The sequence below is a fragment of the Amycolatopsis sp. GA6-003 genome (assembly GCF_046267895.1).
Classification (GTDB): domain Bacteria; phylum Actinomycetota; class Actinomycetes; order Mycobacteriales; family Pseudonocardiaceae; genus Amycolatopsis.
Window position 1 is genome coordinate 2,745,324 of the sequence record NZ_CP176499.1, and the last position, 25,182, is coordinate 2,770,505.

The 25,182-nt window shown below is 71.5% G+C and carries 22 protein-coding genes; 6 read left to right on the forward strand and 16 right to left on the reverse strand.

What is annotated here, in order from left to right; genetic code table 11:
• Window positions 1-38 precede the first annotated feature (38 nt).
• On the forward strand, window positions 39-602 hold the full coding sequence (locus F9C12_RS11865) for a dihydrofolate reductase family protein (protein WP_409465898.1): 564 nt from the start codon (window positions 39-41) through the stop codon (window positions 600-602).
• Between the two features lie 134 nt (window positions 603-736).
• On the opposite strand, the gene F9C12_RS11870 is transcribed toward F9C12_RS11865, so the two are convergent.
• From F9C12_RS11870 to F9C12_RS11885, 4 genes are read right to left on the reverse strand one after another with little or no spacing between them, the layout of a single operon-like run.
• Window positions 737-1,351: a GTP-binding protein gene (locus tag F9C12_RS11870; protein ID WP_081654960.1), complete on the reverse strand. Its 615-nt coding sequence runs from the start codon at window positions 1,349-1,351 to the stop codon at window positions 737-739.
• A complete protein-coding gene (locus F9C12_RS11875) occupies window positions 1,332-2,102 on the reverse strand; it encodes a DUF742 domain-containing protein (protein WP_409465899.1) in 771 nt (256 codons plus the stop codon). Before F9C12_RS11875 ends, F9C12_RS11870 begins: the two co-directional genes overlap by 20 nt.
• A 7-nt stretch (window positions 2,103-2,109) precedes the next feature.
• Window positions 2,110-2,562, reverse strand: coding sequence for a roadblock/LC7 domain-containing protein (locus tag F9C12_RS11880; RefSeq protein ID WP_009075317.1), 453 nt, complete (start codon window positions 2,560-2,562; stop codon window positions 2,110-2,112).
• Window positions 2,559-6,863, reverse strand: coding sequence for a nitrate- and nitrite sensing domain-containing protein (locus F9C12_RS11885; protein ID WP_409465900.1), 4,305 nt, complete (start codon window positions 6,861-6,863; stop codon window positions 2,559-2,561). The genes F9C12_RS11880 and F9C12_RS11885 overlap by 4 nt, the downstream gene beginning before the upstream one ends.
• A gap of 968 nt (window positions 6,864-7,831) precedes the next feature.
• On the opposite strand from F9C12_RS11885, the gene F9C12_RS11890 reads away from it, so the two are divergent.
• Both F9C12_RS11890 and F9C12_RS11895 read left to right on the forward strand, forming a co-directional pair.
• A complete protein-coding gene (locus tag F9C12_RS11890; protein WP_409182035.1) occupies window positions 7,832-8,269 on the forward strand; it encodes a DUF485 domain-containing protein in 438 nt (145 codons plus the stop codon).
• Complete coding sequence (locus F9C12_RS11895) at window positions 8,266-9,867, forward strand: cation acetate symporter (RefSeq protein ID WP_409182036.1); 1,602 nt, start codon at window positions 8,266-8,268, stop codon at window positions 9,865-9,867. Before F9C12_RS11890 ends, F9C12_RS11895 begins: the two co-directional genes overlap by 4 nt.
• A 72-nt stretch (window positions 9,868-9,939) precedes the next feature.
• Here F9C12_RS11895 and F9C12_RS11900 read toward each other — a convergent pair whose 3' ends face one another.
• From F9C12_RS11900 to F9C12_RS11925, 6 genes are all read right to left on the reverse strand, one after another.
• Window positions 9,940-10,290: a DUF3817 domain-containing protein gene (locus F9C12_RS11900; RefSeq protein ID WP_409182037.1), complete on the reverse strand. Its 351-nt coding sequence runs from the start codon at window positions 10,288-10,290 to the stop codon at window positions 9,940-9,942.
• A 26-nt stretch (window positions 10,291-10,316) separates the two neighbouring features.
• Window positions 10,317-10,703, reverse strand: coding sequence for a hypothetical protein (locus tag F9C12_RS11905; protein ID WP_409465901.1), 387 nt, complete (start codon window positions 10,701-10,703; stop codon window positions 10,317-10,319).
• A gap of 567 nt (window positions 10,704-11,270) precedes the next feature.
• The gene (locus F9C12_RS11910; protein ID WP_409465902.1) at window positions 11,271-12,182 is read right to left on the reverse strand and encodes a lytic transglycosylase domain-containing protein; all 912 of its coding nucleotides are present in this window, start codon (window positions 12,180-12,182) and stop codon (window positions 11,271-11,273) included.
• A 156-nt stretch (window positions 12,183-12,338) separates the two neighbouring features.
• Window positions 12,339-12,824 (reverse strand): hypothetical protein, encoded by a 486-nt coding sequence (locus F9C12_RS11915; protein ID WP_409465903.1) that lies wholly within the window; start codon window positions 12,822-12,824, stop codon window positions 12,339-12,341.
• Window positions 12,825-13,017: 193 nt separating this feature from the next.
• Window positions 13,018-13,500 (reverse strand): hypothetical protein, encoded by a 483-nt coding sequence (locus tag F9C12_RS11920; RefSeq protein ID WP_037713183.1) that lies wholly within the window; start codon window positions 13,498-13,500, stop codon window positions 13,018-13,020.
• A gap of 340 nt (window positions 13,501-13,840) precedes the next feature.
• Window positions 13,841-14,008, reverse strand: coding sequence for a hypothetical protein (locus F9C12_RS11925; protein WP_162836029.1), 168 nt, complete (start codon window positions 14,006-14,008; stop codon window positions 13,841-13,843).
• A gap of 196 nt (window positions 14,009-14,204) precedes the next feature.
• Here F9C12_RS11925 and F9C12_RS11930 point away from each other — a divergent pair, with 196 nt between their 5' ends.
• Complete coding sequence (locus F9C12_RS11930; protein WP_409182041.1) at window positions 14,205-14,726, forward strand: GNAT family N-acetyltransferase; 522 nt, start codon at window positions 14,205-14,207, stop codon at window positions 14,724-14,726.
• A 32-nt stretch (window positions 14,727-14,758) separates the two neighbouring features.
• Here the strand turns inward: F9C12_RS11930 and F9C12_RS11935 are convergent, their stop codons facing one another.
• On the reverse strand, window positions 14,759-15,901 hold the full coding sequence (locus F9C12_RS11935; protein WP_409182042.1) for a CaiB/BaiF CoA transferase family protein: 1,143 nt from the start codon (window positions 15,899-15,901) through the stop codon (window positions 14,759-14,761).
• 27 nt (window positions 15,902-15,928) lie between these two features.
• On the reverse strand, window positions 15,929-17,080 hold the full coding sequence (locus F9C12_RS11940; protein ID WP_409182044.1) for an acyl-CoA dehydrogenase family protein: 1,152 nt from the start codon (window positions 17,078-17,080) through the stop codon (window positions 15,929-15,931).
• 98 nt (window positions 17,081-17,178) lie between these two features.
• Here F9C12_RS11940 and F9C12_RS11945 point away from each other — a divergent pair, with 98 nt between their 5' ends.
• Both F9C12_RS11945 and F9C12_RS11950 read left to right on the forward strand, forming a co-directional pair.
• Window positions 17,179-17,787: a TetR/AcrR family transcriptional regulator gene (locus F9C12_RS11945; protein WP_409182046.1), complete on the forward strand. Its 609-nt coding sequence runs from the start codon at window positions 17,179-17,181 to the stop codon at window positions 17,785-17,787.
• Between the two features lie 67 nt (window positions 17,788-17,854).
• Window positions 17,855-19,465, forward strand: a complete 1,611-nt coding sequence (locus F9C12_RS11950; protein WP_409465904.1) for a succinic semialdehyde dehydrogenase — start codon at window positions 17,855-17,857, stop codon at window positions 19,463-19,465.
• Window positions 19,466-19,477: 12 nt separating this feature from the next.
• On the opposite strand, the gene F9C12_RS11955 is transcribed toward F9C12_RS11950, so the two are convergent.
• The 4 genes from F9C12_RS11955 to F9C12_RS11970 all read right to left on the reverse strand — a co-directional run bounded on the left by F9C12_RS11955 (window position 19,478) and on the right by F9C12_RS11970 (window position 24,760).
• On the reverse strand, window positions 19,478-22,489 hold the full coding sequence (locus tag F9C12_RS11955) for a helix-turn-helix transcriptional regulator (RefSeq protein ID WP_409465905.1): 3,012 nt from the start codon (window positions 22,487-22,489) through the stop codon (window positions 19,478-19,480).
• 762 nt (window positions 22,490-23,251) lie between these two features.
• Window positions 23,252-23,458: a hypothetical protein gene (locus F9C12_RS11960; protein WP_409182049.1), complete on the reverse strand. Its 207-nt coding sequence runs from the start codon at window positions 23,456-23,458 to the stop codon at window positions 23,252-23,254.
• Between the two features lie 185 nt (window positions 23,459-23,643).
• The gene (locus F9C12_RS11965; RefSeq protein ID WP_409182050.1) at window positions 23,644-23,847 is read right to left on the reverse strand and encodes a DUF397 domain-containing protein; all 204 of its coding nucleotides are present in this window, start codon (window positions 23,845-23,847) and stop codon (window positions 23,644-23,646) included.
• 13 nt (window positions 23,848-23,860) lie between these two features.
• The gene (locus F9C12_RS11970; RefSeq protein ID WP_409182051.1) at window positions 23,861-24,760 is read right to left on the reverse strand and encodes a helix-turn-helix domain-containing protein; all 900 of its coding nucleotides are present in this window, start codon (window positions 24,758-24,760) and stop codon (window positions 23,861-23,863) included.
• Window positions 24,761-25,182: the final 422 nt, after the last annotated feature.

A 25,182-nucleotide genomic window follows, 5' to 3' on the forward strand; every position in this document is an offset into this window, starting at 1 on the left:
CTCCTGGCGACCCGAACCCGCACGGAAGCGAGCCCGCCATGGCCGACCTGGTCTATCTCGTCCACACGTCGCTGGACGGCTGCGTCGAAGGCCCCGCCGGAGAGTTCGACTGGCCCGTCATGGGCCCGGAACTCTCGGGCTACTCGCACGAACTCTCGCAGCGTGCCGCGATGTTCGCCTACGGCCGCCGAGTATGGGAAATGATGTCCGGCTACTGGCCCGACGCGGAGTCCATTTCCGACCATCCGCACGACCTGGCCTATGCGCCGCTGTGGCGGAAGAAGCCGAAGCTGGTCTTCTCCCGCACCCTGACCTCGGCCGCCTGGAACACCCGGATCGCCGGCGGGGACCTGACCGAGGAAGTCGCCAAGCACAAAGCAGCCGCGGACGGCGACATCGTCCTGATGGGCGGCTACGCCCTGGCCGCCGAACTCGGCCGCCGCGGGCTCATCGACGAGTACCTGGTCTGCGTCCACCCGGTAGTCCTGGGCGGAGACAAACGCCCCTTCGCCGAGGGCGCCGACCGCGCGGAACTGGAACTGCTCGAAACCCGCACCTTCGACGGCACGGTCGTCCTGCTCCGCTACCGCACGAAGCGCTGACTCTCACCTCGACCCCGACGCGGGATCGCGCCGGGGTCTGGAGGGGCAGTGCTCACGGCCCCCAGGCCGGATGCGCTGCCCCTCCAGACGCCGGCTCAACGGCGATCCGCCGCGACGGCGGAGCCGGCGGCAAATTACTGGTGGGCCTTCGCGGCCCGCAACGCGATCCACTGCCGCATCGCGTATTCGACCAGCGTGATCAGCGTCTGCTTGGTCGATTCGCGCTCGCGGGCGTCGCATCGGACGATCGGGATGCTCGCGTCGATCGACAAGGCCTCGCGCACATCATTGATGTCGTGTTCCAGCACGCCGTCGAAGGTGTTCACGCCGACGATGTACGGCAGGCCGCGGTCTTCGAAGAAGTCGATCGGCGCGAAGGAGTCCGCGAGCCGCCGGGTGTCGGCGAGCACGACCGCTCCGATCGCGCCGCGCACCAGGTCGTCCCACATGAACCAGAACCGCTGCTGGCCGGGCGTGCCGAACAGGTAGAGGATCAGGTCCGCGTCGAGCGAGACGCGGCCGAAGTCCATCGCGACCGTGGTGGTCGTCTTGTACGGGGTCTGGTCGAGGTTGTCGATGCCGCGGCTGGCGTCGGTCATCATCGCCTCGGTGGTGAGCGGAACGATTTCCGACACCGAGCCCACGAAGGTCGTCTTGCCCGCTCCGAAGCCGCCCGCCACCACGATCTTCGCCGATGTCATGGTCGGGGGCGCGGTTTCCCGCGGTGCCTTAAAGCCGACGGAGTCCACTCAAAACCCTTTCCATCAACATCAAGTGTGCTTCGGCGCCGTCCTGGCCCGAGATCGTCCGGTGCACGGTGACGAGGCCGGCGTCGGCCGCGTCGCTGATCAGCACCCTGGCCACCCCCAGCGGCACCGACAGCACCGCGGCGATCTCCGCCACCGAACGCGGGGTCCGGCACGCTTCCATGATCGAGATGCTCTCGATCTGCTCCGCCGCCGCCTGGGGGAAGCCCCCCGCGGCGACATGGTCCTTGGTGGAGATCAGAGTCTCCAGCTCGAGCGCGTAGTTCGCCCGGGTGCGCCCGCCGGTGAGAGCGTACGGGCGCACGATCGACGTCTCCTCGGCCGGGTCCACCCGATCGTGGCGCTCGGGCCGGACGATCGCCGACGGCATCGAGAACTCGCCGCTCGGCGGTCCCGGGTCGAAGAGCCCGCCCGGTCTGGGGCCGTCGGAGTCCGTACTGCCCGGTGGAGAGACGAGAGAGGTCACACCATCTCCTTGGTCGGCCGGCGGCACGGGTGCCGCCGGCGGGTCCGCTGCCGCGTGCGCTCCCGCGGCGGGCGGCACTGGGGACTGGGATTCCTTCTTTTCTTTGCCGCTCTTCTTCCGTTTTCTGCGCGAGCGGCCCGAATCAAGGCTGAACCCGTTGAGGACGTCGGCGAACGTGCCGTCGTCCCCGGCGGCGGGCTCGTCCCCGCGCGGGGGCTCGCCGCCGGCACCGGGCTCTTCGCCGAACAATCCGGACCCCTGGCTCATCGCGCCATCATCCCACCGGTTCGCCGATCAGCGAGCCCCCGGCGCCCTGCAGCTGCGCGCGCAGCTCGGGGGTCAGGATCTGGCCGACGCGGTCGACGAGCATCGTCATCTCGTAGGCGACCTGCCCGATGTCGCAGTTGGGCGCGGCGAGGATCGCCAGGCAGGAGCCGTCGCTGATGGACATCAGCACCATGATGCCGAGTTCCATCTCGACCACCGTCTCGCGCACCGCGCCCGCCTCGAAACAGCGGGCGGCCCCCTGGGTGAGGCTGACGAGCCCGGACGCCACGGCGGCGAGCTGGTCGGCGCGGTCGAGCGGCAGCCGGTTGGAGGCCGTCAGCAGGAGACCGTCGGCCGACACGACGACCGCGTGCGCGACGCCCGGGACGCGGTCGGCGAAGTCGTTCACCAGCCAGCCGAACTGGTTCTGCTGCGGCTGGGCCGCATTCGGCGAGGTCATTCACCCTCCAATGTTTCGTGGTTCTTCTCAGCGGCCTGCGCGGTGCGGTGCCTGCCGCGCTGGATCCCCTGCTGGAAACTGCTCAGGCGACCGCGCACGTCGTGCGCATCGCGGGACGGACGGGGGCTCGCCGACCCGGCGGGCGGCGGTGCGCTGCCGGGAAGAAGCTGTTCTCCTCGACGGCGCCGAGGCAATCCTGCCGAAGTGAACGAGGCGGGTGTCGACTGGGACACCGACTGGACGGCCCGCCATCCCTCGTCGGAACCGAAGTTCCACTCAGTGGTGGTTTCGGCGGGAGTCGTGGCGGGGCTCGCCGAACCGTCCGAACCGGCCGGAGCCGAGGGGGCCTGCGGGGCGTCCGGCCCGGCGGAGGACTGCCGCGCCGGAGCCTGTCCCGGCACCAGCGGCTGACCCCACAACCCGGTCTGTCCTTGCGTCGCGGGCTGCCCCCACAATCCTTGCCCCTGCGTCGTGGACTGGCCCTGCGTCGCGGACGCGCTTTGGCTTCCGGACTGGCCCTGCGTCGCGGACTGGCCTTGGCTTCCGGACTGGCCCGGGAGGTTCTGTCCGGGCGTCCGGGTCTGGCCCAGTCCCCCGGCCAGTCCCCCGGCCAATCCCTGCGCCGAAGCCGAAGCGGATGCCGGAGCCGCCGGGGCCTGGTCGGCCGTCGGGCCAGCCTGCTCCGCGTTCTCCGTCGGCTGGCCCGGCGCGGCGGCCGGAGCCTGCGCGGCGCGCCACGTCGTCAGCGGCGAAGCCGGGCCCGGGTTCTCGGCGGGCTTGCCCCACAAGGAGGTCTCCTGCGAAGCGGACGCAGCGGCTGCCTGTCCGTTCGCGGAAGCCGGGCTGTCCGTCTTCTCCGGCGTCGCGGTCTGCCCGTTCGCCGAAACCTGGTCGGCGGCGGTCTGCCCGGCGCCGGACACCGCGGCCTCGAGTCCGGCCACGGCGGCCGGGACCTGGTTCGGGTCGGCGGTCGGCGGGGCGGGCGGGAGGCTGCTCGCGCCCTTGCGGCGGGTCGGCAGGCTGTCCGGCTTGTCCGGCCGGACGGTGCGATTCGGTTGCGGCGCGGGCAGTTCCGTGCGCGCGGCCGGTTCCTGGCGCGGCCAGCCGCCGTCCGGGTCGAACGCCGGGGGCACGGCCTGCACGGGCGCCGTCTCGTTCGACGAGTCCGCGTCGGCGGGCCGCTCGCCGAACCCGGCGGGCGCGTCCGTCGCGCCCGGGGTGCGCTGCGGCATCCCGCCCGGACGGTTCTGGTCCGCGGGAACGCCGAACGCGCCGGCGACCGTCTGCCGCCGCCGGAGCGCCGCGTCGTGGGCGCGAGCCCGTTCCGGCGACGTCGCGGCGCTCGAAGCGGCCGCGGAATCCGTTGCCGCGCCAGCGGTTTCCGATGCGGCCCCGCGGACTTCCTGCCGTCCGCGCGTGACGCCGCGCTGGAAGCTGTTCAACCGGCCGCGCACGTCCGCCGGGTCGCGGACCGGGAGGTCGCTTCCCTGCGTTTCGGCCGCGGGAGCCGCCGGTTCCGGCGTCGCGCTGCCCGGCATGAGCTGCTCGCCGCGGCGGCGCCGGGGCAGGCCCGACTTGGTGAACGCGGTCGGCTCCACCTGGGACAGCGCCTGCACTGTCCGCCAGTTCTCGTCGCTCGCGAAATCCCAGTTGCGCTGCTGGTCCTTGTCCTCCTCCTGCTCCGCGGCGGCCTTGCCGGACGCGGCCGGAGCGGCGGCGGGCGGAGGCTGCGCGGGCGAACGGAACCAGGCCGACAGCATCTCGTCGAAGATCGGCGTGTTCTCGATCGTCGTCTCGGCCGCGGACGGCGGCGGGACCTCCGGGACCTGCTGCGCGGCCTGGTTCCACCAGTCGCTCAGCGTCGTCGCGTTGGCCGCGGAGAACAGGTCCTTGCCCGAGGGCAGTTCGCCGTCGCGCTCGTCGCGGGTTTCCGCGGCCGGTTCCGGTTCGGACTCCGGACGCGGCGGCGGGACGTCGACGGTCTGCGGCAGCTTCGGCGCGGGCGGCGGCGGGGCGGGCGCGTCGTCGTCGCGCGGGATCGGGCTGAACAGCGCGGTGCCGGACACCTCGAGGTCGGACGGCGGACGCGCGACCTTGTCCCCGGAGAAGCCGGCCAGGTCGCCGGCCGACGGCCACCGCTGCGCTTCCTCGGAGTTGCCGCCCTGCTGCGGGACGAGACCCGGCACGGCCGACCCGTTGGTGGCCGGACGCTGGCGCCGCGGCAGTCCGCCGGGCGCGGCGGGCGGGGCGGCGAGGCTCGCCTTGGGACCGGGCAGCGCGCCGGGTTCCGAGCGGTCGCCCGGCGTCGTGGCCAGTCCGGTCATCACCAGTTCCGGCGGCACCACCACGGTGGCCCGCACGCCGACGATGTCCTTGCCGCCGTGCAGCGAAACGCCGATGCGGTGGCGGCCGGCGAGGCGGCCGACCACGAACAGGCCCATCCGGCGCGAGGTCGCGAGGTCGACCGAGCCCGAGTCGGTGAGCCTGCCGTTGGCCTCCACCACCTCGTACTCGTTCATGCCGATGCCCTTGTCGAGGATGTCGACGTTGAGCGAACCGTCCTCGGCGAGCCGCGTCGCGACCGTCACCTGGGTTTCCGGCGCGGAGAACGCGGTCGCGTTGTCCAGCAGCTCCGCGATGAGCCGCTGGACGTCGCTCGCGGCGAACCCGACGATCTTCACCGCGGGCGGGTGCTGCACCGAAACCCGTTGGTACTGCTCGATTTCCGACACCGCGGCGCGCAGCACGTCGTGCGTGGCGACCGGCTGGCCGGAACGGCGGCCCGGCTCGGCGCCGGAGAGGACCATCAGGTTCTCGTTGTTGCGCCGCATCCGGGTGGCGAGGTGGTCGAGCTGGAACAGCGTGGCGAGCTGGTCGGCGTCCTCCTCGTCGCGCTCCAGCCGCTCGATCAGCTGCAGCTGCCGCTGCACGAGGCTCTGGCTGCGCCGCGACAGGTTGACGAACACGCTGGAGTAGCCGGCGCGCATCGCGGCCTGTTCGGTCGCCAGCTTCAGCGCCTGGCTGTGCACCTTCTCGAACGCCCGCGCGACCTCGCCGACCTCGTCCTGCACCTGGACCGGCACCGGTTCGACCTCGACGCTCTGCGCGCGGCCCTCCTGGATGTTGCGGACCGCCTCGGGCAGGTCCTTCTCCGCGACGTCCAGCGCGCTGCGGCGCAGCACCTTCAGCGAGCGCAGCAGCTGGCGGGCGATGACGAACACGACCGCGGCCGCCGCGGCGAGCGCCGCGAACAGCAGCACGGCCAGCAGGCCCGCGCTGCTCCCGGCGTCCTCGACCAGCGCGGACGACGCCGCGGTGAGGTCGGCGCTCATCCGGCCGGAGACCTCGGTCAGCTGCGAGGTCACCGCGTTCGAGGCGTTGTTCCACTCCTGCGCCGAGAGCCGCTTGAGCGCGTCGTCGGTGGAGACGCCCTGCCCGCCGAGCACGGTGCCGAGCATCCGCTTGCGGTCGTAGGAGGTGTCCGGCTTGATCGTGCTCTCGAAGTCGAGGCGCTGCGGAGCGGTGGCGGCCGCGTTGAAGTCGGCGACCCGGTCGTCGAACCGCAGTTCGGCGTCGCGCACGTCGCTCAGCTGTTGCGGGGTCAGCGTGCCCGCGGAGATGCCGTAGCTCACCAGGGACTGGGTGACCGACACCTGTTCCTTCGCCGCTTCGAGGTCGTGCAGCGCGCTCGGGGTGCTGCCGAGCGCGTCGGCGCTCGCGCCCGCCGACACCGCGGTGTCGGCTCCGATCAGCGCGCTGGTGACGGCGTTGTAGTCGCCGACGGCCTCGGCCGCGTTCAGCAGGCCCGCCCCGACCTGCTGGCGGATCACCGCGATCTCGTTGACCTGCGCGGTCGCCGAGTTCACCGCGCCGGACACGCTCGAACCGTCGGCCCCGACCCGGGCGGCGGCCTCGGTGAACGGCGCGACCGCGGCGTCGGTGGCCGCGCGGGCGGCCTTCAGTTCCGGGGTGACGCCCGAGGTGCCCGCGATCAGCTGGGCGGCGGTCTGGGTGCGTTCGCGCTGCAGCCCGTCGGTGAGCGCGCGCAGCTGGGTGCTCAGCGCGACGAGCCGGTCGATCCGCTGGTAGTCGCTCGAGCGCGAGACCTGGCCCGCGATGGCGGTGATGCCGAGGACGAGCGCGAGCACGATGGGGACGATCGTGACCGCGGACAGCTTGACCGGCAGGCTCCAGTCCCGCCAGCGCAACGCCGCGCGCCAGCCCGACGACCAGCGCGGCCGCTTGGGCGGGCGGCCGAGCAGCTTCTCCACAGGCACTTGGCCTTCTCCTGCAACGGTCACGAAAGTGACTCCCTGTCCGGCGTCGGGGCGGCCCGTCGGCGGTCCCCGCGGCTCCGTCCGCTCCCGGTGCGCAGCGCGCTCCCGGCGCGGAGTCCCGCGGTCCGCCTGCCCGCGCGTCCGACCGGGGGCGGGCACGGCCGTGCTGATCCGGCACCGGTCCGGGAGGCGATCGGCTTCCCGGGACTATGCACGTGCACGACGCAACTTGCGGACTGCACGGCGGTGGTCGAGATCAACTTGTCTGCGCCTATCGATCGCTGCGGGCGGCTGGGGCCAAAGAATCGTACACCAATCGCCGCCTGCGTTATTGCGTTCCGCATCGGGGGGCTGACCTGGGAAAATAGTCGAAACTCGGCAACGCGGAGCCGCGGATTCGGCGCGGGGCGCCCGGCGCGGGAATTCCGGTTACCCGGCGCTCTCGGCCTCGGCGTCCGGCCGTCACCCGATTAGCCCACACAGGGTAAGCGACCCCCTCGATGGGACTACGCTCCGTGCCCCCATCGGGTGGGCGCCCCCGGAAGTTGAACCCGATGTTGTGGAGATGCAGCGACGCGCCGCCCGACCCGGTGATTTTTGCCAGCCTCCCTTCCCTGCCTGGGAATCCCCGCCCGGCCCGCGACCTGCCCGCCGAAACGGAGCGGCCGCCCCGCCCGGCGGCTACGACCGGTCACCGTAGTGGATCTTGCCCGGCCCGTCACTCCGCCGTCTGCCGCAACGCGGACCGGACCCGGACACTCCCCGTGACATCGGCGCTCACTATTCCGAGTGATCAGCCCGTGATCTGCCCGGACGCGCCGTTTCGCGCTATTTCCCGGGCGAAAAGGAATTTCCGATGCCCCCGCGAACCGGCTTTTTCCGCGTTCCGGCGGCGTCGTTACTATGGCCGCCTCCCAGTCCGCAAGGGCGATCCGGGCGCTTTCTCGAACGATGCCCGCCGCCATCCACCGCGCAAGTTGCCGGAGGCAGCCATGCACAACGTCGCGCGCACCACCGGACCGGCCGCCGCCGAGGACACCGGCCAGATGCCCGCGCTGTTCGACCGCGAAGGAGGCGGCTCCGCCCCGCGCGGCAGGCGCCGCAAGCGCGGCCCGGACTACGAGCAGATCCAGCGCAGCCCCGAGTTCCGCTCGCTGCGCAGCCGCTTCCGCCGGTTCGTGTTCCCGATGAGCATCGGGTTCTTCGTCTGGTACCTCGCCTACGTCGTGCTCGCCGCCTACGCGGGCGAGTTCATGAGCACGCCGGTCTTCGGCCTGGTCAACGTCGGCATGCTGCTCGGCCTCGGCCAGTTCGTCACCACCGCGGCCATCACCGCGCTGTACGTCCGCTTCGCCGACCGCGAGATGGACCCGCGCGCCGCCGAGATCCGCGCGAAGGCCGCCGCTGTCCCGGAAGGAACCCCTCAGTGACTACCGCTTCGCTCGCCGAAGGAGCTTCGGCGAGCAACCCGTTGATCAACACCGGGGTGTTCGCGCTGTTCGTCGCGATCACCCTCTACGTGGTCTACCGCGCGGGCAACCGCCGCTCGTCCACGTCGGGCTACTACACCGCCGACAGCGCCTTCACCGGACGGCAGAACGGCGTCGCGCTGTCCGGCGACTTCCTGTCCGCGGCGTCGTTCCTCGGCATCGCCGGCGCGATCGCGATCAACGGCTACGACGGCTTCCTCTACTCGATCGGCTTCCTCGTCGCGTGGCTCGTCGACCTGCTGCTGCTCGCGGAGCTGCTGCGCAACACCGGCCGCTTCACGATGGGCGACGTGCTCAGCTTCCGGATGAAACAGCGCCCGGTGCGCGCCGCGTCGGCCACGTCGACGCTGGTGATCTCCTTCTTCTACATGCTCGCGCAGATGGCGGGCGCGGGCGGGCTGGTCGCGCTGCTGCTGGACGTGCACTCCAAGTGGGGCCAGGCGCTGGTGATCACCGTGGTCGGGCTGGTGATGATCTCCTACGTGCTGCTCGGCGGCATGAAGGGCACCACCTGGGTGCAGATCATCAAGGCCACCATCCTGCTCACCGCGGCCTCGCTGATCACGGTGTTCCTGATGGGCAAGTACGGCTTCAACTTCTCGAGCCTGCTGCGCGCGGCCGCCGACCACAGCCCGATGGGCAAGGACCTGCTCTCCCCCGGCGGCTCCTACGGCAAGAACGGGACCACGAAGCTCGACTTCGTGTCGCTGTCGCTGGCGCTGGTGCTCGGCGTCGCCTCGCTGCCGCACGTGCTGATGCGCTTCTACACCGTGCCGAACGCCCGCGAGGCGCGCCGTTCGGTGGTGTGGGCGACCGCGTGCATGTTCGTGTTCTACCTGTGCACGCTGGTGATCGGCTTCGGCGCGGCGGCGATCGTCGGCCCGGACGAGATCAAGGCCGCGCCCGGCGGCGAGAACTCGGCCGCGCCGCTGCTGGCCCTGCACGTGGGCGGGACGGTGCTGCTCGGCGTCATCTCGGCGGTCGCGTTCGCGACGATCCTCGCCGTGGTGGCCGGGCTGACGCTGACCGCGTCCGCCTCCTTCGCGCACGACGTCTACGCGAACGTCGTCAAGCGCGGCAAGGCGGACGCGGAGGACGAGGTCCGGGTCGCCCGGCTGACCGCGGTCGTGATCGGCGGGTTCGCCATCGTCGGCGGCATCCTCGCCAACGGCCAGAACATCGCGTTCCTCGTGGCGCTCGCGCTCGCGGTGGCGGCGTCGGCGAACCTGTCGACCCTGCTGTACTCGCTGTTCTGGAAGCGGTTCAACACCACCGGGACGCTGTGGAGCATTTACGGCGGGCTCATCGCCTGCGTCGTGCTGGTGCTGTTCTCGCCGGTCGTGTCCGGAGCCCCGGACTCGATCTTCCCCGGCGTCGACTTCCACTGGTTCCCGCTGAAGAACCCGGGCCTGGTGTCGATCCCGGTGTCGTTCCTGTGCGGCGCGATCGGCACGTTCGTCGGCCGCGCGAAGAGCGATCCGGCCAAGCACGCGGAGATGGAGGTCCGGTCGCTGACCGGCGTCGGCTTCGGCTCCTGACCCCGCGCCTGCCGCTGCGAAAAAACCGCGGCGCCCGGAAGCGTTCCGGGCGCCGCGGTTTTTTTCGTGGGCTCAGAAGATGTCGCGCCCGGCCTGCACCCGGTGGGTCACCCGGCGCTCGACGACGAACGACACGAACGGGACGCACCCGGCCAGCAGCACCAGGACGGTGCTCTTGATCGACCAGCGGGCCTTGATCGCGAGGTCGATGGTGAGCACCAGGTAGATCATGTAGAGCACGCCGTGGATCGGCGAGTACACCTGCGCGGGCGTGGCGTTGCCGAAGCCGTACTCGATGATCATGGTGGCGCACAGGGCGAGCAGGCCGACGCCGGTCACGTACGCGCTGGCCCGGAACCGGGTCAGCGAGCCGGACACCTTCGACTGGCGGGTCGGGGCGGCACCGTCGGTGCTGGTCGTCATGGGAGCGTCCTCACTTCCGCGGGCGTTCAGGACTGCTGGTCGCGGGCGTTGAGCTCGCGCAGGTAACGGTTGTAGGCGGCGAGTTCGTCGTCTTCCTCGACGGGAGCCGCGGCCGGTCGCGGCGCGGGCACGCGAACCGGGGCTGGGGATGGCGCCTGCTTGCTGTGCCCGGCGGTTTCCTCTTCGCGTTCGCGCAGCTTCTTGATGCGCCAGAACATGAACGCGGGGAACAGCCCGAAAAGCGGCCATTGCAGCACGTAGCCGAGGTTCTGGAAGGTGCCGGTGGCGGACGTGAACCGGTCCCACTGCCACCAGGCCAGCCCGCAGCACAGCGCCAGGCTCACGACGCTCGTGGCGACGATCAGGAGCCGGCGCCCGAGCGGGGACGCGGCCGGGCCGGGATCTGCGGGCACGGTATCGACGCTAGCACTGGCCGGGAAAAGCGTTCCTGAGAGGCGGCGAGGTCGTGACCGGGACCCCACCCGCGGGCAGCCGCCGCCAACTGGGCGCGCGGTGCCGGGGAGACCTCATGGGGCGGACCGCCGCCTCCGACCGCCCGTGCCGGGGCGAGGTGCGGAGTGGCGCGAGCCGGGGGCCAGCTCGCTTGCGCCTCCTGTGCACCGCACGCCATCGAGCCCGGACGGCACCCGCCCGGCCCCGCCGACCCGCACCACAACGACCGGGCTCCCCGCACGAACGAGCCCGCACGTCAGCCTGCTCGCACCCTCCGTGCACCGCACGCCATTCAGCCCCTACGGCACCCACCCGGCCCGAGGACGAGCCCACACGTCAGCCCACTTGCACCCTCTGTGCACCGCACGCCATTGAGCCCGCCCGGCACGGCCGACCCGCAACCCCGCACGACAGCGGCCGGGCTCCCGTCAGGGACGAGCCCGCACGTCAGCCCGCTCGCACCCTCCGTGCACCACACGCCACTGAGCCCCGACGGCACCCGCCCGGCCCGAGGACGAGCCCGCACGTCAGCCCGCTTGCACCTTCTGTGCCGCCTTCGCGTAGCCGTCCGCCAGGCCGAAGACCTTCTGCGCGTACTCCGTCGAGTTGTTGTACGACAGGATCCCCGCCCACCAGCCCGCCGGGCTGGCCATGTCTCGGCCGCCCGCGCACAGGTAGCGGGCGGCGGTGAGGGCGGCGTCGTCGATCTGCTGCGGGTCGGCGCGGCCGTCGCCGGTGGCGTCCGACGCCCACTTCCGCCAGGTTCCCGGGATGAACTGCATCGGGCCGACCGCGCGGTCCGCGACCGGGTCTCCGTCGAGCTGGCCGCCGTCGGTGTCGCTGATCGCGCGGACGCCGGAAGAACCGTCGAGCGGGACGCCGATGATCGGCTTCGACGGGCGGCCGTCAGCGCCGAGGACCGCGCCGCCGTACTGGCCGTGGTTGGACTCGATGCGGCCGATGCCGGCGAGCGTCGCCCAGGAGATGTGGCAGCCGCGGTCGACCTCGCGCATCGCGAGTTCCGCGTTGCCGTACGCGCGTACTGCCCGGGCCGGGATGCCGGTGACCGGCGCGACCTTGTCCGCCCAGGCCTGCAGCGGGTCGCCGCCGGTGGGGCGCGCGGACTGCGGCGCGGTGCCCTGGTCCGCCGCCCCGCCCGCGACGACGGCGTTGACCGGCGCGATCGAACCGGGCTTGACGTCGACCGCCTTGACGCTCAGCGCCGGGATGTCGGTCGTGGTGGGGCTCGCTTCCGGGGCGGCCGCCCTGGTGACGATCCAGACCCCGCCGCCCGCGACCGCGAGCACCGCGACGACGACGGCGAGCCGCACCGCGAGCGCGGCGCCGTGGCCGCGCCGGGCGGGCGAGGGGGCGGCGGCGGGAGCCGCGGTCTCGTCCCCGGTCCGCGCGGTGTCGGGGGTCTGTCCGGTGGCGGGCACGAAACTCCGGTCCTCCAGCATGGCTTGGGGTTCGCAACACACAACGAGCCCGCGCAGGTTAGCGTTACGCGCGCAGCGTCAGGTTCCCCGCCGCGCCGGTTCACCCGTCCGGGTAATCCGGGTCCCGGCAGGTGGACGGTTCACGCCGCACAAAACTCAGCGCAACCTGCCGAAAGAGCGTTCCCCGGCGAGCCATTCGTCCTGTTCATGGGTCTGGACGAGGCTGTGCAGCCGTTGCCGCACGCCCGGTTCCAACCCGTGCGAGCGACGGCGGAAGTGCTCGAGGTCCGCGGGCGTGGCCACGAGAGTGACGAGCTGCAGCACTTGACCGCTGTTGTCTCGCGGAAGAGCGAGAAGGTCGGCCGCCGCCAGGATCGCGCCCTCGACGATGTCGTTCGCCGGGAAGCGCTGCAAAGCGCCGTAAACCGCCTGGTGAGCGCCGTAATCCTGCTCGGCGCGCAGCGACGCGATCAGCGCGGCGACCGCCGCGGGCCCTTCGTCGCCGCTGGCCAGGTCGGCCAGTTCGACGTAGCGGTCACAGCGACGGTCGAGTTCTTCTTGCGGAACCGGCTCGGCGCCAAGGTCGAGTGCGCAGACGCTCAGCAACTCGCGACGCCAGGCTTCCGCCTCGGCGATGGGCATCCGGCCTCCCCGGTCCGCGGCCGCGCCGAAGAATCGGCGCCGAGCGCGAACCTTAGCGACCCGGTCCGGGAGAGTGCCAGACATTTCCGGGCGCTTTCGCCGTGTTGCCTGGCCGATTCGCCGGCCAGGCAACACAGCTGTCAAACAGGCTTCTTCTCCCGCCGCGTCAGCAGCGGCGAGACCGGCAGGACGATCAGGCGGGCTTCTGCTGCCGCGCCAGCCGCGCGACGCACCACGCGGGCGCGCTGCCCCGGCGGAGGTGCTGCAGCACCGTCATCGGGCCGAGCCTCCGGGCCAGGTCGGACGGGGCGAGACCGGCCGCGCGGTAGTCCAGGGCGCGCTGGTCCAGCGGGCTGATCCCGGCGTCCCACCACTGCTGCGCTTCGGCGACGTCGCCGACCATCTGCCACCAGCCCGCGGCGGCGACGAGCAGTTCTTCCGGAACCTCCGGCAGCCGGGCGCGCATCGCGTCGAGGTAGCCGGGGTCGGCGGCCTCGACCGGGGCCCAGCGGGCGGGTCCGGACCGGGCGCGCTGGCCGGGGATGCCGGGCGGAGCGGCCGGCGCGTCGGCCAGCCAGGCCGAGGCGATGCGGTCGACCTCCTGCTCCTCCGGGGTCTTCTCGCGCTCGGCCGACCACTGCCGGATCAACGCGTCCACTCCGGGATCTCCGGTCATCCCTGCCTCCTCATCGGTCCCCGACGGGCAGGCGTTTTCGAGCGCCTGCCCCGTTGCGCGTCCACGATTGGCTCCCCACGCGTGACCGGGCCGAATACCCGCCGTGACCCGGTTCCCGGGGGACCGGAGAACCGGCTGATCACGCAATGTGAGCACCGTAGGGCGGCACCCGCTTTCTCCGCCATACCCCGGACCCCGGAAATTCGGTGACCAGGCGGTTTCAGGGACCAATCCACCCGGATGGTCGAGCGAAGTGCCCGAATCCCGGGATCCGGTGACAAAGCGTGACTAGTTGGCCGGACGGCGCGCGGAAGCGCCCCGGCGAGCGGGAAAACCGGGGTCAGGCGAAGAGGCTCTTGAAGAAGGTGACGATCGCTTCGGCGCCGTCCTTGAGCCAGCCGAGCACGCGGTGCACGAAGGCCGCGGAGTTGGTGGGCTGCGTGATCAGGAAGAACAGCACGAGCGCGACCACTCCGACGACGACGATCTTCTTCAGGCCGCTCGACATGGTTTCGTCCCCCTCCGCTCCCCCGGCGCCCGGTCGGACGCCGGCCCCGCCTCGGCAGAGTCGGGTCCCACTGTAATGACGGCACGCCGGAATGGCCCGTCGCAGGCCCCGATCAAGCCAGAAAGCTCACGTCCGGGTGACCCCGGTCACCATCGGGTGAACGGGGTCCGGCCAGCGCCCCCGATAGGCTCCGGCGATGGACGACGGCGCAGTGACTCTCCGCCCGGTGCGCGAGTCCGACCTCGGTCTGCTGGAGTCGCTGACCAACGACCCGGAGACGGTCGGCGAGCACCAGTGGTTCGGCTGGCACGACCCCGGCTACGTCCGGCGGCTCTGGCGCGAAAACGGCATGCTGACGACCGACCACGGCATGCTCGTCCCCACGCTCGACGAGCGTCCGCTCGGGCTCGTGTCGTGGCACCGCACGCGAACCGGCCCGCACACCTACTGCTGGAACATCGGCATGGTCCTGCTGCCGGAGGCGCGCGGGCACGGCCTCGGCGCGCAAGCGCAGCGGGAACTCGTGCGCTATCTGTTCGCGCACACGCAGTTCAACCGCGTCGAGGCCAGCACCGAGGTCGGCAACCGGGCCGGGCAGCGTTCGCTGGAGAAGGCCGGGTTCACCCGCGAAGGAATTCTCCGCGGGTTCGACTTCCGCGACGGGCAGTGGCGCGATCACATTCTCTATTCGGTGATCCGTTCCGATCTGCCGTCGTGAGTGCTGATCACGGTTCTAACCGTGATCAGCACTCACGAGATCGCCCCAGCCTCCCTCAACGCCGCCACCGCAGCCTCGTCGTACCCCAGCTCTGCCAGCACTTCCGCGGTGTCCGCGCCTTTCTCGTGCGGCGCTTCCGGCGTGGCGGCGGGCGTCCGGTCGAATCGCGGTGCCGGAGCGGGCTGCACCGTGCCGCCGATGTTCACGAACGTCCCGCGCGCCGCGTTCTGCGGATGCTCGGCGGCTTCCCACGGCGACAGCACCGCGGTGAGGCACGCGTCGGTGCCTTCCGCCCGCGCGACCAGTTCGTCGCGCGTGAACCGGCCGACCGCTTCCTCCAGGATCTTGCGCAGCCGCGGCCATTGGCTCTGGTCGACGTGCATCGGCAGGTCTTCGTTCTCCAGCCCGAGCACCTTGACCAGGTCCGCCCAGAACCGCATCTCGATCGCGCCGATGGCGACGTATTTGCCGTCCGCGGTCTCGTAGGTGTCGTAGAACGGGGCCCCGCCGTCGAGAAGGTTCTCGCCGCGCTCCCCCGGCCACACGCCTGCCGCGCGCATCCCGTGCAGGCTCGTGGTCAGCAGCGCGGCGCCTTCGACCATCGACGCGTCCACGACCTGGCCGCGGCCGGACGTCGTGCGCTCGTGCAGCGCGGCCAGCACGCCCATCGCGAGCATCAGGCCGCCTCCGCCGAAGTCGCCGACCAGGTTGAGCGGCGGCACCGGGCGTTCGCCCGCCCGGCCGATCGGGTCGAGCGCGCCGGCGACGCCGATGTAGTTGATGTCGTGCCCGGCCGCCGACGCGAGCGGGCCGTCCTGGCCCCAGCCGGTCATCCGGCCGTACACGAGCCGCGGGTTGCGGGCGTGCACCTGCTCCGGGCCGATGCCCATCCGCTCCGCGACCCCCGGCCGGAAGCCTTCGATCAGCACGTCGGCGCGTTCGGCCAGCTTCAGCACCAGCTCGACGCCCTCGGGCGTTTTCGTGTTCACCCCGACCGAGCGCCGCCCGCGGGCGAGCGGGTCGTTCGGGATGCCGAGCACGTCGGCGCCCGGGGTGGCGCGGTCGACGCGGATCACGTCGGCGCCGAGGTCGGCCAGGATCATGCAGGCGAACGGAGCAGGCGCGAGCCCGGCCAGCTCCACCACCCGCAGCCCGGCGAGCGGACCTTGTTTCACGGCGAAGTCCTTTCGCGGCAACGTTTTTCAGAGCGTGCGGGAGATGATTTCCTTCATGATCTCGCTGGTGCCGCCGAAGATCCGCGAAATCCGCACGTCCGCCCAGGCCCGCGCGATCGGGTACTCGGTCATGTAGCCGTAGCCGCCGAACAGCTGCAGGCAGTCGTCCACGACCTTGTTCACCCGCTCCGTCGTCCAGAGTTTCGCCATCGCCGCGCCCTGCACGTCGAGTTCGCCGCGCAGATGCCGTTCGATGCACTGGTCGAGGAACGCGCGCGCCACCGCGGCTTCCGTCGCCGCCTCGGCGAGTTTGAACTTCGTGTTCTGGAAATTGAAGATCGGGCGGCCGAACGCGGTGCGTTCCTTGGTGTAGTCGATGGTCAGGTTCACCGCGGCTTCCAGCCCGGCCACCGCGGTCACCGCGATGATCAGCCGTTCCTGCGGCAGCTGCAGCATCAGCTGGATGAAGCCCTGGCCCTCGGCGTCGCCGAGCAGGTTCGCGGCGGGCACCCGGACGTCGTCGAAGAACAGCTCGGCGGTGTCCTGCCCCTTGAGCCCGACCTTGTCGAGCACGCGGCCGCGGCGGAAGCCCGGGGTATTGGTCTCGACCACGATCAGCGAGACGCCCTGCGCGCCCGCGTCCGGGTCGGTCTTGCACGCGACCACGACGAGGTCGGAGTGGAAACCGTTGGTGATGAAGGTTTTCGCGCCGTTGATCACGTAGTGGTCGCCGTCGCGGACCGCGCGCGTCTTGATGTTCTGGAGGTCTGAACCAGTGCCCGGCTCGGTCATCGCGACCGCGCCGACCAGCTCGCCGGTGGCCATCTTCGGCAGCCACTCGCGCTTTTTCTCCTCCGACGCGTACGCCAGGAGGTAGTGCGCGACGATTCCACTGTGGACGGTCACGCCCCACGCGCTGTCGCCGGCGCGAGCCTGCTCCTCGTACAGCACGGCTTCGTGCGCGAAGGTGCCGCCGCCCCCGCCGTACTCCTCCGGGATCGACAGGCACAGCAGGCCGAGTTCGCCGGCCTTGGTCCAGATTTCCCGGTCGAGCTTCTTCTCCGCCGCCCAGCGCTCCTGGTTCGGCACGAATTCCTTCTGCAGGAACGACCGGGCGAGCTCCCGGAGGTCTTCGAGTTCGGTGGTGCTCCACGAGCTCTTCTGGATCTGCAACGGCACGGCTGGGCCTCCCGCGAACTGGAAAACATGACGCTTGGCAGGTAAGTTCTGAGCGGAATGTACATCCCATCCGTCCGGTACGTAAAGCAGGAGCCGCGATGACTGAGGTCGCCCGGGGACACCGCACCCAGGCCGAACGCCGCGAGCAGACGCGCACCGCCCTGCTGGACGCGACGATCGACTGCCTGGTCGACATCGGGTACTCGCGGGCGTCGGTGCAGGAGATCTGCACCCGCGCGGGCGTCTCGAAGGGCGCGGTGCAGCACTACTTCGCCACGAAGGCCGAGCTGATGGCGGCCGCGGTCGAGCACCTCACCACGAAGCTGCGCACCCAGCTCGCCGCCTCGCTCGGCTCGCTGCCGGGCGGCGCGTCCGGCGTCGCGGCGGCGATCGATCTGCTGTGGGAGGGCTATTCCGGCACGCTGTCCACCGCGGTCACCGAGCTGTGGGTGGCCGCCCGGACCGACCCGGAACTGCGCGCGGCGATCCGGCCGGTGGACCGCGCGCTGGGCCGGGCGACGCTCGGGCACATCAGCGAAGTGGCCGGCGACCTGCCGAAAGAGCGGGCGGAGATGCTGTTCTGGCTCACCGTGAACCTCACCCGAGGGCTGGCCCTCGACGCCGAGCTGGGCGGCGACCCGCGCCGGCGCCGTCAGCTGCTGGAGGAGTGGAAGCGGATCGCCGTGCTGCTGTACTCGGGCGACTAGTGTCCATACCGCCGGTATGGTGTACTCGTCGGTAACACCCGGCCCCGCACGGAAGAAGGTGCGCTCGATGACGAGTACGACCCCGGCGAACCTGACCGGCCAGTCCCTGCCCGCGACCGTCGGCGGTGTGGCGGGCGCTCCGTCCGCGGCCCGCGCGGCCGCGCTCGTGGCCCGCGTGACCGGCGGCGCCGACAACGCGCCGGTGCAGATGACCGCGCCGTTCACCGGACAGCCGATCGCCTCGCTCCCCCAGGCCGACGACGCCGAAGTGCGCGCCGCGTTCGCCTCCGCGCGCGAGGCGCAGCGTGAGTGGGCGGCGCTGCCGGTGGCCCGGCGGCAGCAGTTCCTCGTGCGGCTGCACGACCTGGTGCTCGCGCGGCAGGCCGAAGTCCTCGACCTCGTCCAGGTCGAAGCGGGCAAGGCCCGGATCGACGCGTTCGACGAGGTCAGCGCCACCGTGCTGGTCGCGGCCTACTACGGCAAGCACAGCGCGAAAATCCTCTCGCCGCGCCGCGCCCCCGGCGTGATCCCGGGCCTGACCCGGGCGGGCGAACTGCGGCACCCCAAGGGCGTCGTCGGGATCATCTCGCCCTGGAACTACCCGCTCGCGCTGACCGCGATGGACGTCTTCCCGGCGCTCGTCGCCGGGAACGCGGTGGTGCAGAAGCCGGACAACCAGACCGCGTTGTCCGCGCTGTGGCTGCAGGAACTGGCCGAGGAGGCCGGGCTGCCCGCCGGGTTGTGGCAGATCGTGCTGGGCCGCGGCTCGCAGATCGGCGACGCGCTGCTGGAGGAATGCGACTACCTGTGCTTCACCGGGTCCACGCCGACCGGCAAGGACCTGGCTGGCCGGATCGCGCAGCGGCTGACCAGCTACTCGCTCGAACTGGGCGGCAAGAACCCGATGATCGTGCTGCCGGACGCGGACATCGCCAAGGCCGCCGCCGGCGCGGTCACGGCGTGCTTCTCGTCCGCGGGCCAGCTGTGCGTGTCGGTGGAGCGGATCTACGTGCACGACAGCATCCGCGAGGAGTTCACGCGCGAGTTCGTGGCGCGGACGGCGGCGTTGCGGCTCGGCGGTTCGCTGGACTACCGCGCCGGAATGGGGTCGTTGACCTCGAAGAGCCAGCTGGAAACCGTGTCGGCGCACGTCGAAGACGCCCGGGCGAAGGGCGCGCGGGTGCTGACCGGCGGGCGGGCGCGGCCGGATCTCGGGCCGCTGTTCTACGAGCCGACCGTGCTGACGGACGTGCGGCCCGGCATGACCCCGTTCGCTTCGGAGACGTTCGGACCGGTGGTCTCGATCTACGGGTTCAGCGATGTCACGGACGCGATCGAGCGGGCCAACGACACGCCGTTCGGGCTGAACGCGAGCGTCTGGACGCGGAACGGCCGCGCGGGCTGGGAAATCGGCGCGCGGCTGAAGGCGGGCACGGTCAACGTGAACGAGGGTTACGCGGCGACGTTCGGCACCGTCGGGGTGCCCATGGGCGGCATGAAGGACTCCGGCGCCGGGCGACGGAACGGCGCCGAGGGGCTGCTGAAGTACACCGAACCGCAGTCGATCGCCGTACAGCGCGGCCTGGCTTTGCGCCCGCCCAAGGGCGTGCCGGGCTCGGTGTGGGCCCGGTTCATGACGGTGAGCATGAAACTGCTGCGGCGGCTGCCGGGGCGGTAAGGGGACTCGCGGTTACTCGGGAGCGGTGAGCAAACCCCGGTCGTAAGCGATCGCGACGGCTTCCGCCCGGCGGCTCGCACCCAGCTTCGCCATCACCCGCGACAGGTGCACGCTCACCGTCTTCTCGCTGATGTACAGCTCCTCCCCCACCTGCCGGTTGGTGCGGCCGAGCGCGACGCGCTCCAGCACATCCCGTTCCCGGTCGGTGAGGGGATTCAGCTGCGGCCGGGCGGGCGCCGCCGCTTCTACCCCGGACAGCTCGACCCGGGCCCGGTGCGCCAGATCCCTCACCGCGTCGCGCAGGGGAACCGCGTCCAGCTTCACCGCGACCGAATGCGCCGCCTCCAACGCTTCGGCCGCACCCGGTCGTCCGGTGGCCAGCAGCGCTTCCGCCTGCCGCCAGCGACAGACCGCCTGTTCGTAGATCGCACCGTAGGAATACGCCTCGGCCGCCTCCGCCCACAGGTCTGGATCGGCTGGTCCTTCGAGCCCCGACGCGGCTGCCTCCATCCTCGCCAGCCACGCCCGCCCTTCCGGGCCCATGGTCCCGGAGCGGGGATGGCCTTCGGCAGCACAGCGGCGGCCGTGGTCCAGGAGCCGCCGGCCGGTGGCTGCGAAGGCGGCCGCCGCGGACTGGTCGCCCTTGGCCCGGGCTTCGGCCGCCAACGCGGCAGCCGACGGGATCGCCAGCGCGACGATCCGGATCCCGCCCAGCAACCCGGTTTCGACTTTTTCCAGCCACTGCACCAATTCGTCGGTGATCCGCAGCGCTTCGGCATGCTCGCCGCGCCAGGCGGCCAGTTCGATCGCGGCGTCGCCCGCGGCCAAGGCGATCTGCAGGTCTGCCGTCCACTGCTCGCGGAGGCCGGGCAACGCCTTGGCGGCTTCGGCGAACCGGCCGCGGCCGACCAGGAACAGCACCCAGTTGGCCAAGATCCGCGCGGCGACCGCGCTGGACACGCCTCGCCGCGCGCGGCCCGCGGCGTCTTCCTTCGGCCAGTCTCCGCTGAGGTAGCGCAGGTAGAGCAGCCGGGCGCGCAGTTCGAGCCCGTACGTGCTCCAGGTGAGCCCGGTTTCCTCGGCCCGCGCGACCCCGCGGGCGGCGTGGGCGAGCGCGAGGTCCATTTCGGCCTGGTCGTCGTAGCTGAGGGCGAGGAAGTACATCGCGCGGATCTCGACGTTCAAGGCTCCCGCGTCGTGCGCCTTGCGTTCGGCTTCGCGCAACCGCTCCCGGGCCTCGTCGGCATCGCCCGCGCTGTCGGCGAGCGTGCCCAGCGTGACCAGCGCCGATGCTTCCGCACCGACCGCACCGACGGCACGCGCGTCGGCGACCGCCGTGTGCGCGCTGGCCAGCGCCTCGTCCGGCTGGTCGCGCAGCCGCTGGAACCCGGCCCGCGAAGCCAGCACCCAGGCCCGCGCACCGCTCGGTTCCCGGTCCGCGACCAGCTCCCAGGCCCGTTCGATGGCCCGGACCGCCTCGTCGAACGTGCCTTCCAGCGTGAGCAGCGTTTCGGCCAGCCGACGCCAGACCTTCGCCGCGTGCTCGGGCGACGCGTCCGGCTTGAGGGCTTCGGTGGCTGAGCGCGCGTACGCCACCGCGCGCTCCGGTTCGCCCGAAGTGCCCGCGAAGTACGAGGCCTCGCTGAGCAGTCTCAGCTCGTCCACGCCCTCCGGACGGTTTTCCGGGGCCACGGCGTCCCAAATGGACTGTGCTTGCTCGATATGCCGCAGAGCCGCGCCGGGGGCACCGAGTTTCTCCGCCTCGTCGGCGGCGCGCAGCAAGGCGGGCAGAGCGGTGTCGAAATCGCGGCTTTCCAGGCTGTGGAAGGCCAGCTTCGCGTCGTGGCCGCGGCCCTGCGGCATCGACTTGATCCGCGCCGCGTATCCGGCGTGCATCCGCGTGCGCTCGCCGGGAAGGAGGTCCGCGTACACCGCTTCCTGCAGCAGGGCGTGGCGGAAGGTGTAAAAACCGTTCTCGATCACCAGGACGTGGTGCTGCACGGCTTCCCGCAACGCCTCGTCCAGCTCCAGGTCGCCGATGCCGGCCACCTGCGCGAGCGCGGCGTGCGACACCGACTCGTTGGCGACCGAGATGACGCGCAGCACCCGTCGGGTCTCGGCGGGAAAGCGTTCGAGCCGGGCCAGGAGCACCTCGGCGAGCCCGGCCGGGAGGTCCCGGCAATCGGCGCCGGTGGCGAGGAGTTCCTCGACGAAGAACGGATTGCCCTCGGATCTTTCCGCGATGTCCGCGACCACGTCCGGCGACAGCGGTTCCTCGGCCAGCGCCGCGACGAACGCCCGCGCGTCGGCCGGGCCGAACGGGGCCAGCGCGAGCTGTTCCACCGTGCTCAGCCGGACCAGTTCGGACAGCAGGCCGCGCAGCGGATGCCTGCGGTGGACGTCCTCCTCGCGATAGCTGCCGACGACCAGCAGCCGCTGCGCGCGCAACCGGCTGAGCAGGAACGACAGCAGGTTGCGGGTGGAGGAATCGGCCCAGTGCAGGTCTTCGAGCAGGACGACCACCGGCCGCGCCTGGCCGACCTCGGTCAGCACCCCCAGCACCGCGTCGAACAGCTGGAGCTGGCCCAGGTCCTGCTCCGGCCGCACCCGGCGGACGCCCTCGCGCTCCCCCTCCGAAACCTGCCCGTGGTCGCCGGTCGCCGCGGGCCGCGGATCGCCTTGCGGAAGCAGCATCCCGAGCGCGGGCCGCGCCCGCACCGCCGCCGAAACCGCGGGATCGGCCGACGACCCGAGCGGAGCCAGCGCCTCGGCGAACGGCAGGTAGGGCAGACCGCCGTCGCGCACGTCGATGCACCGGCCGGTGAGCACGAGCCCGCCGCACGCCGCGACGTGCTCCCCGAGCGCGGTGAGCAGACGGGTCTTGCCGACCCCGGCGTCCCCCGAGATCAGCACCGCACCTGCTTCTCCGCGTTCAGCGCGCGCGAAGGCCGCGCGCAGCCGACGCATCTCCTGCGTGCGGGCGACGAGCGGAATACCGGAACCGAGACGAGGCACGAGATGCATTCTCACCTACACCCCCGACAGTTCCGGCATCGATTTCCCCGTGGCGGCCGGTTCGGCCAGTGATCTCCGTCCGGCTGGCGGACGAACGAGCCAATGCTGGGCGATCCCGGGGTGCTCCGCGCGGCCGCGGCGAGCTTCCCGCGGGGAAGGACCGGGGTGGCTCGCGGCGGTGCGGTGTGCTCCGGCAAGGTCCGTGAAGATTCCCCTCGCGGGCCTCCGCACCGTGACGGCGGGCCCCAGTCGCCGGGCTGGGCGGCAGATCGCAGGTTGATCCGCACGACCGCAACGAGCTTCGCTTGGGAGGCACCCCGGGTGGCTCGCGGCGGTGCGCTGCACAGCGGACGCACTCCGGCAAGTCCGTAGGTGCCCCTCACAGACCTCGCCACCGCGACGAGGTGCGAGCAGACCCCAGTCCGCCGGGCCGGTCGCGAAGATCCCCGGCTGACCCGGCCGCAGCGAGCTTCCCGCGGAAAGGCACCCGGATGGTTCGCAAGCAGCACGCAGCCCAGCAGAAGCACTCCGGCAAAGCCCGTGAAGGTTCCCTCACAGCCCTCCCCACCGCGACGACGTGGAAGCAGACCCCGGTCGCCCAGTGCGGTCCCCAGCGGACGTGCTCCCCGCAAAGCCCGTGCCAGCAACGCGCGAGCAGACTCCGGCGGACGGAGCGGCCGAACCGGAACCCGTGTTCTGGTTCAGCCGCCCCGCCCGACCCCCTTGCCGTCCCCCACACCTGTGCGCCTGCGCGGCTCAGCGGACCGGGGCTCAAGCGCTATGTCGCGCCCTGGCCTCCGGCACCGTCGCCGTGCGCCTTTCCTGGCGGGGCACCTCGACGTTCGTGAGGCGGTGCGCCCGTACCCAGCGGACCACCCGGTTCCCGCGGCTCAAGCGGGCCTGGCGGGCGGCCCGGCGCAGTTCGGCCATCCGGTAGTCCACCTCGGCGCGGGTGGCGTCCCAGTTGTAGTCGCTCATTTTCTTCTCCCCAGCGGGTCGTCGTTCTCTGCCGACGTCCACTTTCGTGCTGAGGGCCCGCCCCCGGCATCGGGTGATCGCCCATCCCGCGGCGCGAAAAGACCCCTTACCCGCGCCGGCGACCCGGGAAGTCCAGGTCGAGCGGGGTAAGGGGTCTTCGCGCGGTACTCAGTCGAGCGAACGGATCAAGCCTGCCCCTGGCCGTCGGCGCGCACCGCGTCCAGCAGGGCCCGCCAGCCGGCGGCGGGCAGGCGGAAGGCTCCGCCTTCCGGGTCTTTCGAGTCCCGCACCGCGGCGCCGCCCGCGACGAAGGCGACCTCCACGCAGTCGTTGCCGCCGCCGCTGTAGCTGCTCTTGCGCCACTGGGCGCCGGAAAGGTCGGCCGTCATGGTCCCCACATCCTCACTGTCTCAGGTTGGTTTTCCTCGGTTCCTCAACCGCGGCGGCCTGTTCGGCGAACCGGCCGGCCGCGTCGGTGATCAGCGCCACCGAATCGTCCGGTTTGAGCGCTGCTGCGCGCAGGTGGTCGAACATCAGCGCGTAGCGCCGGACGTCGTCGGGCTGTTCGAGGTACAGGCCGCTGGAAGTGCTGTCGTCGACGTAGACCACGTCGGGATCGGCCTGCTCGGGGAAGCCCATGATGAGGAACGGTCCCTCCATGCCGGGGTGCGCCCCGGCTCCGAACGGCACCACCTGGACGGTCACGTTCGGCTTCTCGGCCATCTTGGTGATCCGGTACAGCTGTTCGGCCATCACCTCGGCGCTGTCGACCACGCGGTGCAGCACCGCCTCGTCGATCACCGCCCAGTACTCGACCGGCGGGTCGTCGGTCAGCAGCTGCTGCCGGGCCATCCGCGCGGCGACCCGGCGGCGGGTCTCGGCCTCTTCGGCGTCCGGGCGCAGGGCGCGGATCACCGAGAACGCGTAGCGCTCGGTCTGCAGCAAGCCCGGGACCAGCAGCGCCTGGAACGCGCGCAGCGAGCTCGCGTCGGCTTCGAGGCCGACGAAGGTGCCGGTGAAGACTTCGTTGTACGCGTGCCACCAGCCGCGTTTGCGCGCTTCCCGCGCGAGCTGGACGAGCGCTTCCTGCTCGTCGCCGGTGATGCCGTACAGCGCGAGCATGTCCCGCGCGTCGCGCGGGGTGACGCCGACGTGGCCGGTCTCGATGCGGCTCACTTTGGACGCCGAGCACTCCAGCTTCTCGCCGACCTCGTCGATCGTGAGATCGGCGGCTTCGCGCAGCCTCCGCAGCTCGCTCGCGAGGCGCCTGCGGCGAACGGTCGGTCCCTGGCCTCTCGCCACGGCAGCACCTCCGGTCCGTATTGTTGCCCGCACTGCATATCTAACCAGCTGATCGACTTGTCAGTGGAGTAATAACACCGGCGAATTCCCGCTGTCGCGGCGGGAGCCGGCCGGCACTGGTTCCGATCTGGTTCCGACCTGCATTGTGCAGACTGCGCTTGTACTCTGGCATCCTGCGGGCCGAGACGCGAATCCAGCCGCGCCGAAGCCCTGAGCAGGCTAGACGACGGCCGCCCTCGGCTATTCGCGGCCACCGGCCGAATGCCGACGACCACGGTGTCCGGGGCCGCCCCCCGACCGGCCCCGGGCACCTTCCTTTGCTTCACGGTATTACTCAGACGGGTATTCCCGCGCAATTTCGCCACGAGAGTGTGACGGTTTCCGGCGATTTCCTCTGCAGACAGCCACTCTAAGTGGTCATC